12 protein-coding genes are annotated in these 11,107 nt (G+C 71.8%); 5 read left to right on the forward strand and 7 right to left on the reverse strand.

The window, feature by feature from the left end:
* Positions 1-14: 14 nt before the first annotated feature.
* Complete coding sequence (locus ACFRU2_RS41490) at positions 15-467, forward strand: PaaI family thioesterase (RefSeq protein WP_382981490.1); 453 nt, start codon at positions 15-17, stop codon at positions 465-467.
* A gap of 90 nt (positions 468-557) precedes the next feature.
* Here the strand turns inward: ACFRU2_RS41490 and ACFRU2_RS41495 are convergent, their stop codons facing one another.
* Both ACFRU2_RS41495 and ACFRU2_RS41500 read right to left on the reverse strand, forming a co-directional pair.
* Complete coding sequence (locus ACFRU2_RS41495) at positions 558-1,079, reverse strand: DUF3291 domain-containing protein (RefSeq protein WP_382981491.1); 522 nt, start codon at positions 1,077-1,079, stop codon at positions 558-560.
* A 32-nt stretch (positions 1,080-1,111) separates the two neighbouring features.
* On the reverse strand, positions 1,112-1,810 hold the full coding sequence (locus ACFRU2_RS41500; protein ID WP_382981492.1) for a helix-turn-helix transcriptional regulator: 699 nt from the start codon (positions 1,808-1,810) through the stop codon (positions 1,112-1,114).
* Between the two features lie 202 nt (positions 1,811-2,012).
* On the opposite strand from ACFRU2_RS41500, the gene ACFRU2_RS41505 reads away from it, so the two are divergent.
* Positions 2,013-2,687 (forward strand): pyridoxal 5'-phosphate synthase, encoded by a 675-nt coding sequence (locus ACFRU2_RS41505; RefSeq protein WP_382981493.1) that lies wholly within the window; start codon positions 2,013-2,015, stop codon positions 2,685-2,687.
* Between the two features lie 95 nt (positions 2,688-2,782).
* Positions 2,783-3,559: a class I SAM-dependent methyltransferase gene (locus ACFRU2_RS41510; RefSeq protein WP_382981494.1), complete on the forward strand. Its 777-nt coding sequence runs from the start codon at positions 2,783-2,785 to the stop codon at positions 3,557-3,559.
* Between the two features lie 38 nt (positions 3,560-3,597).
* Here ACFRU2_RS41510 and ACFRU2_RS41515 read toward each other — a convergent pair whose 3' ends face one another.
* On the reverse strand, positions 3,598-4,212 hold the full coding sequence (locus tag ACFRU2_RS41515) for an HdeD family acid-resistance protein (protein ID WP_382981495.1): 615 nt from the start codon (positions 4,210-4,212) through the stop codon (positions 3,598-3,600).
* Positions 4,213-4,390: 178 nt separating this feature from the next.
* On the opposite strand from ACFRU2_RS41515, the gene ACFRU2_RS41520 reads away from it, so the two are divergent.
* A complete protein-coding gene (locus ACFRU2_RS41520; RefSeq protein ID WP_382981496.1) occupies positions 4,391-5,743 on the forward strand; it encodes a DUF2252 domain-containing protein in 1,353 nt (450 codons plus the stop codon).
* A gap of 53 nt (positions 5,744-5,796) precedes the next feature.
* Here ACFRU2_RS41520 and ACFRU2_RS41525 read toward each other — a convergent pair whose 3' ends face one another.
* From ACFRU2_RS41525 to ACFRU2_RS41540, 4 genes are all read right to left on the reverse strand, one after another.
* Complete coding sequence (locus tag ACFRU2_RS41525; protein WP_382981497.1) at positions 5,797-7,260, reverse strand: oxygenase MpaB family protein; 1,464 nt, start codon at positions 7,258-7,260, stop codon at positions 5,797-5,799.
* The gene (gene uppS, locus ACFRU2_RS41530) at positions 7,257-7,943 is read right to left on the reverse strand and encodes a polyprenyl diphosphate synthase (RefSeq protein ID WP_382739587.1); all 687 of its coding nucleotides are present in this window, start codon (positions 7,941-7,943) and stop codon (positions 7,257-7,259) included. The genes ACFRU2_RS41525 and uppS overlap by 4 nt, the downstream gene beginning before the upstream one ends.
* Before the next feature lie 430 nt (positions 7,944-8,373).
* A complete protein-coding gene (locus ACFRU2_RS41535) occupies positions 8,374-9,804 on the reverse strand; it encodes a dihydrolipoyl dehydrogenase family protein (RefSeq protein ID WP_382981498.1) in 1,431 nt (476 codons plus the stop codon).
* A gap of 61 nt (positions 9,805-9,865) precedes the next feature.
* Positions 9,866-10,339, reverse strand: a complete 474-nt coding sequence (locus ACFRU2_RS41540) for a thioredoxin family protein (protein WP_323182865.1) — start codon at positions 10,337-10,339, stop codon at positions 9,866-9,868.
* Between the two features lie 41 nt (positions 10,340-10,380).
* Between ACFRU2_RS41540 and ACFRU2_RS41545 the strand changes: the two genes are divergently transcribed.
* Complete coding sequence (locus ACFRU2_RS41545) at positions 10,381-11,013, forward strand: hypothetical protein (RefSeq protein ID WP_382981499.1); 633 nt, start codon at positions 10,381-10,383, stop codon at positions 11,011-11,013.
* Positions 11,014-11,107 lie beyond the last annotated feature (94 nt).

An 11,107-nucleotide genomic window follows, 5' to 3' on the forward strand; every position in this document is an offset into this window, starting at 1 on the left:
CAAGGAGAACGACCGTGACCACCACCGACCTCAACGCCCTGGCGGGCCTGTCCGGCCTGGAACTGATGCGCTGGGTCCAGACCGAACGCCCGGCCGACATCCCCTCCATCGGCCGACTGCTCGGCATGCGCTTCGACGAGGTCGAGCACGGCCGCATCGTCGTCTCCCTCGACACCCGACCCGACTTCGCCAACCCCCTCGGCACCGTCCACGGAGGCATCGCCGCCACCCTCCTCGACTCCGCCATGGGCTGCGCCGTCCACACCACCCTCCCCGCCGGCACCGGCTACACGACCCTCGAACTCAAGGTCAACTACATCCGGGCCGCCCGCACCGACGGTCAGGTGCTCACCGCCGAGGGCAAGGTCATCCACGCCGGCCGCCGCACCGCCACGGCCGAGGGCAAGGTGCTCGACGAGCAGGGCAAGCTGATCGCCCACGCCACCACCACGTGCATGATCTTCTGAGCGCCTGAGCGGATTCTCGCGTCGGCCGCGGGGCTCGGGGCCGTCCACTCGGGGCCGTCCGCTCAGTGCCCTCCGCTCGGGGCCGTCCGCTCAAGCCGCGCCGACGGGACGCCCCGAAGGGCGCGGTGCAACCCCGGCCTCCACCTCGGCGGCCTCGGCGGCGGTGTAGGAAGAGGCGAAGGTGAACGCGCGCGGGGACGGCCCGTGCGCCTGCAGCTCCGCCAGCCGCTCCAGGGCCTCACCGACGGTCGGGACGTGACCGGCGGGGACCCACCAGAGCACCAGGTGCGCCTCGACGTGCCGTGCGAACCATTCGCGGCGCCGCCGCATCATCTCCAGGTGCCCGCTGCGGTAGGCGAAGTCCCACAGCGACTCCTGGGTCTCCCACACGGACAGGTTGACGATGCGGTCCTCGCCCGCCGGGCGCAGGCCGGTGGCGTCGGCCGCCCCCTCTTCCACGAGCCGCCACACGAAGCCGGGCGCGCCGTCGGCGGCGGCGTTGACCGGGTCGAGCATCTCCACGAAGGGCGCCACGCGCGGGTCGTCGAGGGGGTGGAGGAGCGTGGAGACGTTGAGTTGGGCCAGGTGGGCGGCGTGCAGGGATGCGGTCATGGACTCATCCCAACACGGCGCCCTTTTCTATGTCAACAATCATTGTTTTTAGAAGGCTCGATCACGACGCAACACTCCCCCGGCCGGGCGTCCATACGGGCGCGGACGGGACCGCCCGCGCCGAGCAGCCCCTCCAGCAGAGCGAGATTCATGCCGCAGACGAGCGGCGGGAAGCGTTCGGCAACGGCATGGAAGGGACAGTTGCGCATCCGGACCACGGGCTCGGCCGCCCCCTCGGAGCCTTCTGGATCCGAGGGGGCGCCGACATCTTCCAGGTGCGGTTCGTAGCCGCGGGCGGCCAGCACCTCCAGGGCCTCTTCGAGGCTGCCGCACGGCCCCGCCGGGCCGCGCAGGGCCTCACCGCGCCGGCGCGCGGCCGCGCAGAGCCCGGCATCCAGCCCGGCCTCCTCGGCGGCCTCGGCCAGCAGCTCGGCGGCGGTGCGGTAGTCGCGGGCGGGCAGCGACACCGACCGCTCGGCCCGCGCCCGCGTGTACACCTTGGCGGGACGGCCCGCCCCGGGCCCCGAACGACCCGTCAGCCGACGGCTACCGCTCTCCAGCAGCCCGGCCCCGGTCAGCTTGTCCAGATGGTGCGCAGCGAGCGTGCGCGCCACCCCGACCGCCTCGGCGGCCTCGTTGCGTCCGACTTCCCGGCCCTGCGCCGCCACGTACTCGTACAGACGGCGCCGCACCGGATCCTGCAGAACCGCGATCGCATCGATGTCGTTCACCCGACCAGTCTACGAACAACGCAGGTTGGAGATAGAAGAGCGCGACCCGCCGAGAACAAGAGCATCACCCAGAAACGCATCTGTGGCCCTCATGGTCAATCAGACAAGCATTTGCAAGCTGATGCACGAATCAATCCTCGCGGATGCAAGATGGGTATCGCAGAGGTGCATGTGGTGGTCGTCGATGTCCGAAGGAGCTGGGATGACAGCGGGCTCGCAGCACGTGAGTGGTACGCAGGAGTGGCTGCGCGGCCTTGAGGTGTTCGCCGGGCCACTGCCGGAGTTCGACCCCGCCTCGGCGCCGGCCGACCCGGTGCGGCTCTTCCTCTCCTGGCTCGTCGAGGCCGTGGCGGACGGCGTGCGCGATCCGCACGCGATGACCCTGTCCACGGTCGATTCGGCCGGGGATCCGGATGCCCGGGTGCTGATCCTCAAGGGGGTGGACGCCTCGGGCTGGCAGTTCGCCGGGCACGCCTTCAGCCCCAAGGGCGGGCAGCTCGCCTGCCATCCCCGGGCGGCGCTCACCTTCTACTGGCCCGAGCACGGCCGCCAGGTCAGGATCCGCGGCCTCGTGACGCCCGGCTCGGCCGAGGAGAACGCCGCCGACTTCCTCGGACGCTCGGCCACGGCCCGCGCGGAAACCCTGCTGGCGCGCCAGAGCCAGTACCTGATGGACATCGCGGAGCGCGACCAGGCCCTGGAGAAGTCCCGGGCCGTCATCGAGCGGGAGCCCTCGCTCGTCGATTCCGCCTGGACCCTCTACACCCTGGCCCCTTCCGAGGTGGAGTTCTGGCAGGCCGCACGGAACCGCATGCACACCCGGCTGCGCTACGAACGCACCGGCAACGACTGGGAACGGTTCCGGCTCTGGTCGTAGCAGCGACGCACCCACTCCCGCACTCGCCCGACCCACCGGCGAACCGCGGAGCACCACTCCCCCCTGTTCCGGCTCACGAGGCGAGGCAAGGACCCATGACCACACGCACCCAGGACGGCAGCGCCGGCGACGTCGACTACGGCGCCATCGGCTCCGGCTACTCCACCTACCGGAGGCCCGACACCCGCATCGCCCGGTTCATCGCCGAGGCCCTGGGCGGCGCCCGCAACGTCCTCAACGTCGGTGCGGGCACCGGTTCCTACGAGAGCGCCGCCCGCGCGGTGACGGCGGTCGAGCCGTCCGAGTCCATGCGCGCCCAGCGCCCCGACCGCCTGGCCCGCGCCGTCGACGCCGTGGCCGAGGCCCTGCCCTTCGCCGACGGCGAGTTCGACGCGGCGATGACGCTCTTCAGCGTCCACCAGTGGAGCGACGTCGCGGCCGGTCTGCGCGAGATGCGGCGGGTCACCCACGGCCCGGTCGTCGTCCTGACCTGCGACCCCGAGCTCGTGCGTGACTTCTGGCTGTACGCGTACGCACCCGAGGTCCTCGACACCGAAGCCCGCCGCTACCCGCCGATCGAAGACATGGCCGCCGCCCTGGGCGGCACCGGCACCATCCGGACCGTCCCGATCCCCCTCGACTGCACGGACGGCTTCAACGAGGCCTACTACGGCCGCCCCGAGCTGCTCCTCGACCCCGCAGCCCGCCAGGCCTGCTCCGCCTGGAGCTTCGTCGACGACGCCGTCCGCGAACACTTCGACCGGACCCTGCGCCGCGACCTCGCCTCCGGAGCCTGGGACGAACGCTTCGGCCACCTGCGCACGCAGCCCACGTACGAAGGCTCGCTCGTCATCGTGCGCGCGACTCCGTAGAGGAAGAGGGAGGTTGCTCGGCCAGTCGTCGCCGGCGCTCACGCCGGAGGCGTGGGCGTGATGTCCCGGATGGCGGAGCGCAGGGCGAGGGCCATCACCACTTCGAACACGCCGAGCAGGACGAGCCACAGTCCCAGCAGGCGTGTCAGGGCGACCGCGGAGTCCACCGGGAAGCAGAGCACAACGATTCCGGCGACGGTGCCGAGGGCGCCCAGGGCGAAGAGCAGGCCGCGGTGCAGGAGCGCGCGGTCGGCGATCGCGACGTACGCCGTGAGCACCCCGGTCAGCAGCCAGAACACTCCGACGATCAGGGACAGCGCGCCGATCGTCTGCATCGGATGCCGCAGTACCAGGACGCCGGCCAGGAACGCCAGCATGGCGATCAGGATTCCCGCCAGTCTGCTGCCGCCCGCGTCGCCGCCGTGCGAGAACGCCGTCACGAAACGGAAGCCACCGGCCACCAGCAGCTGGAGTCCGATGATCACAGCCAGGATGTGCAGCGTCTCGTCGGGCCAGACGAGCACCAGGATGCCCGGGATCAGGGTCGCGAGGGCGAAGCCGAGTGCCCAGTGCCATGAGCCTCCGAGCTGCCTCAGGACATCCTCGGGATCACTCTGCCTGCGCTGCGGTGCCGCGTCGGGGGATACGGTCATCACGCCTCCCGGGGCCGTCTGCGGGCCCCTGTGCAGGCCCTTCCACGCCATCGGACATCGGACATGTCTGTATTCCTTGGCAGGCCTATTTTAGGACGGTATGTCACGGCTCGCCGGTCCGGACGTGCGCCGGGGCAGTGGTGCGCCCAGGCTTGGGGGGGAAACAAGGAGATGGGGCATGACCAGTCCGACCGAGAAGGCCCTACGCGGCCGGGCCGCCCGCAAGCGGGTGACCCGGACCTCGCACGGGAGGTGGACCGCGGCGGCGGACCGGCCCGACCCGCTCGATGTGCTGGAGCGGCAGGCTGCCGACCGACTCGTCGAACTGCTGCCGATCCGCTACGGGCGGATGGCCGCCTCCCCGTTCGCGTTCCTGCGGGGCGCCGCCGCGGTGATGGCCGCAGACCTGGCGGCCCGGCCCGACACCGGCCTGATCGTCCAGCTCTGCGGGGACGCCCACCTGCTGAACTTCGGTCTCTTCGCCTCACCCGAGCGGGCGTTGCTGTTCGACCTCAACGACTTCGACGAAACCCTGCCCGGCCCCTTCGAGTGGGACGTCAAGCGGCTCGCCGCCAGTGCGGCCGTGGCCGCCCGGGAAGGCGGCCACGGCGACGACCGGGCGTGGCAAGCGGCCCAAGCCGCCGCTCGGGCCTACCGGTCGTCCATGCGACACCTCGCCGAGCTCGGCGAACTCGCCGTCTGGTACCAGCGGTTCGACACGGCCGAGCTCCTCCCGATGATCCGCCAGACCAAACTGCGGAGCCGGGTCGAAGCGAGTCTGGCGCGCGCCCGACGGCGTACCAGCCTGCACGCACTCGGCAAACTCACCGAGACCCGGGAAGGCCGCCGGCACATCGTCCACGACCCGCCCCTGCTCGAGCCCCTCACCGCACCCGACAGCCGGGCCGTCGACGAGATCTTCAGCGAATACAGGGACACCCTCCCGGAGGAGCGGCGCCTCCTGCTCGACCGCTACCGGTTCGTCGACGCAGCACGGAAGGCGGTCGGCATCGGGAGCGTCGGCACCCGCTGCTTCATCGTCCTGCTGACGGGCCGCGACGAGCAGGACCCGCTCTTCCTCCAGATCAAGGAGGCCGGACGCTCGGTCCTGGAAGACCACCTCCCCGCCGACGGCCACGGCCACAGCCACGGCCACCACGGTCACCGCGTGGTCGCAGGACAGAAACTCCTCCAGGCGGGCGGAGACATCTTCCTCGGCTGGACGACCGGACCGGCCGGGCGCGACTTCTACGTCCGGCAGCTGCGCGACATGAAGGGATCTGCCGTCGTCGAGACCATGTCCCCGGCCCTTCTCCGCCAGTACGCGGAACTGTGCGGCACCACACTGGCCCGAGCCCACGCCCGCTCCGGCGACCGCATCGCCATCGCCGGGTACCTCGGCAACTCCGGCACCTTCGACCGCGCCATCGCCGACTTCGCGCTCCGCTACGCAGACCAGACCTTCCAGGACCACGCCCTGCTCACCGCAGCCATCACCGACGGTTCCATCACCGCCACCCACGGCATCTGAGCGGCGCGGTCGCTACCCCCTGTACGCCTCCAGCAGCCGCCGAACCGTGCTCGTTAGGCGTCGGCGAAGAGGGGGTCGTACGGCGTGCCCGTCCGGCGGCCGGCCATGAAGGAGAGGAAGTCGCCGACGAAGGCGCTTTTGCCATAAGCGCCGTCGGTGGTGATGAGGTCGCGGTGGAAGGCGGTACGGAAGAGAGTCCGGTACTCGTCCGCGTCGATGCTCCCGTTGCCGTCCTTGTCGGTGTCGTCGAAGAGGACCTCGGCAACGCGGATGAGCGCGGGTCCGGCGAGGGAAGGGACGGCGGTCGCGTACTCTTCGGCGCTGACGCGGCCGTCGCCGTCCGTGTCGAGGGCGGCCTGGAGTTCGCGCCACCAGGCGGCGAAGGCATCGTAGAGCCGGGTCTCCTCGGGTTCGTCCAGGTCGAGGCGGGTGGAGAGTTCGCGGGCCATGGCAGCGAGATCGGGCCAGTCGAGGTGGCCGTCGCCTGTCTGGTCCAGCACCCGGCGGAAGAACTCCTCCGCCGGGCGTCGGTTCTCGCCCGTTCCCCTCGACGGTGCCGGTTCGAAGTCGGCGTCGCCGCTGAGCGGTGTGAGGAGGCGGAGCAGGGCCGATGCCCGCTTCATGCGGGCGCGCAGGGCGGTTACGGTGCGGGCGCGGGGGTCGTCGCTGTCGGGCGAGAGCGAGAGGGCTTCGATGATGCTCTCCGCGTTGATCCAGCCCTCGGGCAGGAATCGGGTGAGCCCGGCAGCGAGGTAGGCGCCCTGCATGAGGGTCGCGGCGCCCGGCATCTCGGGCAGGCCGGCCCGGCGCCGGTAGGGCTCGGGGAGCGAGGCGACGGTGATCGCGCCGAGGAGCGGACCGACCACGGCACGGCCGGCCGCCCACAGCGTCGGCGCGCCGTCGAGCAGCGCGGGAGCGGGCAGGTGGTCGAAGAGCCGGTAGAGGATGACGCGGGCCGCCTCGGTGTTCTCCAGCTCGTTCTCGACGACGCGGTCGAAGTACCGCCAGAAGTCGTTCAGGTCCTCGGGGAGTTCCGCGGCGTCGCCGTCGAGCGCGGCGAGGTACGCACGGTACTCGGCGTACATCCGCTCCATCGTGTCCTGGTCCAGCGGCTGGCCGCTCAGCCGGCACATGGTGACGGCGCTCTCGAAGAGGGTGGCGACCACCCAGGCGCGGGTCGCGCGGTCCATCGCGTCGTAGGCGCGCCCGCGCGAGTCGGATCCGCTCATGCGCGCGTGCAGCCGGTTGAGCCGGGCGGCCTCCCGTTCGCGTTCCGCCGGGTCGGCGGCGAACATGCGCCGCATGCTGAGGAAGGTGTTGCGCAGTCGGCGCCAGGGGTGGGTGACGAAGGTGGAGTTGTCGGCGAGGGCGGCGCCGATCTGCGGGTGAGCGGCCTCCAGGACGGTGGCGCGGATGATGGCTAAGGCCCAGCGCGGGTCGTCGAAGAAGGCGGCGAACTGCGAGTTCGGCCCGAACAGGGTTGCCTCGTCGGCCGTTCCCGTGGTTTCGGTGGTCATGATGGGTCTCCGTTCGTCCGGGCGGGCACGCCGCCGAAGCGGCGGTCGCGGTGCCGGTAGGTGTGTAGGCAGGCCAGGAAGTCGGGGGCCCGGAAGTCCGGCCACAGCACCTCGGGGAAGACCCACTCGGCGTAGGCGACCTGCCAGAGCATGAAGTTGGAGATGCGCTGCTCACCGGAGGTACGGACGACCAGGTCCACATCGGGGGTGTCGGGGAAGGGCAGGTGGTCCGCGAAGAGTCGCTCGGTCACTTCGTCTGCGGGCGTCCCGCTGAGGATCAGCGACCTGGCGGCCTCGACGATGTCCCGGCGCCCCCCGTGGTCGAAGGCCACGGTCAGCGTCATCCCCCGGTTCTCGGCGGTCAGTACCGCCACGTCCTCGAAGTCCTGGGCCAGTGCACGGGGGATCCGCGGGTCGCTGACGCCGAGGAAACGGCAGCGGATGCCGCGCGCGAGCAACAGCGGCGCGTGCTTGCGCACGACCCGCCGCACCAGACGCATCAGGAATTCGACCTCGGTGCCGGGGCGGTTCCAGTTCTCAGTGGAGAACGCGTACAGGCTGAGCCACTCCACGCCGGCGGCCCGGGCCGCCTCGATGACGTCGATGACCGCGGCCTCCGCCGCCCGGTGACCCGCCGTACGGGGAAGCGAACGCCGTTGCGCCCAGCGCCCGTTGCCGTCCATGACGCAGGCCACATGCCGCGGCCCCGCACGCAACGCCCGCTCCTCCCGCAGCTGCCCACCGGGTCCGTCACTGGACAGTGGCCCGCCCGGCGGATCCTCCGTCACCACACGTGCACGCGGGACTCCGTGGTCCGTCACGCCCGGCCCTGCCCCGTCCGGAGCACGACCAGCCGTACCTCGCTCTTTCACGCCCACCCCGCCTCACCCGAGCCCCACCAGCGCATTCCCTCCCCGGAGTCTGGCAGTGCGAAAGGGCCATGATCGGCCGAACGAGTGGCCATCACCTTCGACTCGCACGTTCGATTCCATCCACTGATCCGGAGCTGACCCGCGTCGTGATCGTGGGGTTCTGACTCATGTGCACACTCCGGCCACGCATTCCCCCATACCGTGCCTGCAGACCTCCGCCGTTCGTACTTGGCGGCGGCGGCTATCCCCTGTACGCCTCCAGCAGCCGCAGCCAGATCTCGCTGATCGTCGGGAACGCCGGGACCGCGTGCCACAGGCGCTCGATGGGGACCTCGCCCGCGACCGCGATGGTCGCCGCGTGCAGGAGCTCGGCCGCGCCCGGGCCGACGAACGTGACGCCGAGCAGGATCTCGCGGTCCAGGTCCACCACCATGCGGGCCCGGCCGCGGTAGCCGTCGGCGTACAGGCCCGCTCCGGAGACCTTGCCGAGGTCGTGGTCCACGGCCCGGACCCGGTGGCCGGCGCGCTCCGCCTCCGCGAGGGTCAGGCCCACCGACGCGGCCTCCGGGTCGGTGAAGACGGCCTGCGGGAGGGCCTGCGTATCGGCGGTCGCGGCGTGCGCGCCCCAACGGCCGGTGTCCAGCGGGGTGGTGCCCGCCGCCCGGGCGGCGATGACGGAGCCCGCGATCCGGGCCTGGTACTTCCCCTGGTGGGTGAGGAGCGCCCGGTGGTTGACGTCGCCGACCGCGTACAGCCAGTCGATCCCCGGTACCCGGCAGCTGTCGTCCACCGCGATCCATCCGCCCGGCGTGAGCCCGACGGTGTCCAGCCCGATGTCCTCGGTGCGCGGGGTGCGCCCCGTCGCCATCAGCAGCTCGTCGCCCTCCAGCGTCTCGCCGCCTTCGAGCACCACGGTGACGGGCCCGGTCGAGCCGTCCCGTACGACGGACTCGGCGGCCACCCCCGTACGGACCACCGCGCCCGCCTCGCGCAGCGCGTCGGCGACCAGTTCCCCGGCGAAGGGCTCCATGCGCGGCAGCAGCCCGGAGCCCCGTACGAGCAGGGTCACCCGGGAGCCGAGGGCCTGCCAGGCCGTGGCCATCTCCACGGCCACCACCGACCCGCCGACGATCAGCAGCCGGCCCGGCGCCGCCTGCGCCGACGTCGCCTCGCGGCTGGTCCACGGCCGGGCGTCCGCGATGCCCGGCAGGTCCGGGATCACGGCCCGGGTGCCGGTCGCGACGACGACCGCGTGCCGGGCGGAGAGCACGTGGTGCTCCCCCTCCGGGCTGGTGACGGCGACCTTGCGGACCCCGTACAGCCGCCCGTGGCCCCGGTACACGTGGGCGCCGACCGACTCCAGCCAGTCGATCTGGCCGTCGTCCTTCCAGTTCCCCGTCCAGTAGTCCCGGTGCGCGAACACCGCTTCCGCGTCCAGCGGACCGGCCACGGCCCCCGCGAGGCCGGGCACCCGGCGCGCATCGGCCCGCGCCAGCACCGGGCGCAGCAGCGCCTTGCTGGGGATGCAGGCCCAGTACGAGCACTCGCCGCCGACCAGTTCGCTCTCGACCAGCGCCGTGCTCAGCCCGGCGGCGCGGGTCCGGTCCACGACGTTCTCGCCGGCCGGGCCCCCACCGAGGACCACTACGTCGTACTCCACCGCTTCGCTCATCGGGCCAGTCTCACCGCACGGCGGGAGCCCGTCACGTAATCGGGCGCCCGGCGTGCCGGGATCAGGCGTCCGGCGTGCCGGGCTCCTCGGCCGCGGCACCGGCGGCGCCGCCCTGCTCGGCGGCGATCTTCGTGCGCACCTCGTCCATGTCGAGCGCCCGGGCCTGGGCGATGAGGTCCGTCAGCGCCGCCTCGGGCAGTGCGCCGGGCTGCGAGAAGATCGCGACCTGATCCCGGACGATCATGAGGGTCGGGATCGAGCTGATCTGGAAGGCGGCGGCGAGCTCCTGCTGCGCCTCGGTGTCCACCTTGGCGAAGAGCAGGTCGGGGTTGGCCTCGGCGGCCTTCTCGTAGACCGGGGCGAACTGCAGGCAGGGGCGGCACCAGCCCGCCCAGAAGTCGATCAGGACGAACGAGTTCTCGCTCACCGTCCGGTCGAAGTTCTCCTTGGTGAGTTCGACAGTAGCCACGGTTTTCCAGACCTCCAGAGTGCTGTGCTGCTTGTTTTCCCTGAACGAACGACCGGCTCGAAGCATTCCTGACCGCGGAGGATGCCCGCAATGCCCACAATGGGCCCATGACCCCCACCGGCCCCACCGGGCCCGTCTCCCCCGGCGACGCCACCGCTGCCGCCGCCCCCCACACCGTGGAGTTCCTCCGCCGGCTCTACCCCGGCGACGAGCCGGAGCGTGCGGCCTGGGGCGTCCGGATCGACGATACGGACCTGCGCGCCCTCGTCGCCGAGGCCACCCGGGCCGGCTGGTCCCGGGAGTGGGAGACCTCGGAGGAACCCCCCGACGGGCGGGAGGAGCGGGAGGAACGCCTCATGAGCCAGCACGCCCCCCTGGTCATGGAAGACGACGCACACGCGCGCCGCCACTTCCTCGGTGACCCCGACCCGGAGCGGCGCGAGCCCGAGACCGGGGCCATGGCCCTGCTGGGCTGCATCTGCGGAACGGACGAATGCTGGCCCATGATGGCCACCGTCACCGTGACGGCCGGCACGGTCACCTGGTCCGGCTTCCACCAGCCCTACCGCCCCGAGTGGGGAATCCTCGCCATGGGGCCGTACGCGTTCCCGCGCACGGCCTACGAACAGGCCCTGGCGGCTCCGCTCCGGCTCCCCGGGCGCGGGTTCCTCCACCTGTCCGACCACTACGGCTTCGACGACTGCGACTCGGAAGAGCACGACTCCGGGCAGATCCCCTAGGCCGTCTCTTTCGGATCTTGCCGGTCAGGCCCGCGTCGTCCGGTGCCGTGCCTCGCCGCGCTGCCGGGTCTCCCGCGTACTGGACGTACTCGGG

The sequence above is a fragment of the Streptomyces sp. NPDC056883 genome (assembly GCF_042788835.1).
GTDB classification, from domain to species: domain Bacteria; phylum Actinomycetota; class Actinomycetes; order Streptomycetales; family Streptomycetaceae; genus Streptomyces; species Streptomyces stoeckheimensis.

Bases quoted from the DNA above. Each gene is read 5' to 3' on its own strand.
- ACFRU2_RS41510 (WP_382981494.1), top strand. From the start codon at position 2,783: ATGACCACACGCACCCAGGACGGCAGCGCCGGCGACGTCGACTACGGC.
- ACFRU2_RS41525 (WP_382981497.1), bottom strand. From the start codon at position 7,260: ATGACCACCGAAACCACGGGAACGGCCGACGAGGCAACCCTGTTCGGG.
- ACFRU2_RS41495 (WP_382981491.1), bottom strand. From the start codon at position 1,079: ATGACCGCATCCCTGCACGCCGCCCACCTGGCCCAACTCAACGTCTCC.
- ACFRU2_RS41535 (WP_382981498.1), bottom strand. From the start codon at position 9,804: ATGAGCGAAGCGGTGGAGTACGACGTAGTGGTCCTCGGTGGGGGCCCG.
- ACFRU2_RS41515 (WP_382981495.1), bottom strand. From the start codon at position 4,212: ATGACCGTATCCCCCGACGCGGCACCGCAGCGCAGGCAGAGTGATCCC.
- uppS (WP_382739587.1), bottom strand. From the start codon at position 7,943: ATGGACGGCAACGGGCGCTGGGCGCAACGGCGTTCGCTTCCCCGTACG.
- ACFRU2_RS41545 (WP_382981499.1), top strand. From the start codon at position 10,381: ATGACCCCCACCGGCCCCACCGGGCCCGTCTCCCCCGGCGACGCCACC.
- ACFRU2_RS41520 (WP_382981496.1), top strand. From the start codon at position 4,391: ATGACCAGTCCGACCGAGAAGGCCCTACGCGGCCGGGCCGCCCGCAAG.
- ACFRU2_RS41540 (WP_323182865.1), bottom strand. From the start codon at position 10,339: ATGCTTCGAGCCGGTCGTTCGTTCAGGGAAAACAAGCAGCACAGCACT.
- ACFRU2_RS41505 (WP_382981493.1), top strand. From the start codon at position 2,013: ATGACAGCGGGCTCGCAGCACGTGAGTGGTACGCAGGAGTGGCTGCGC.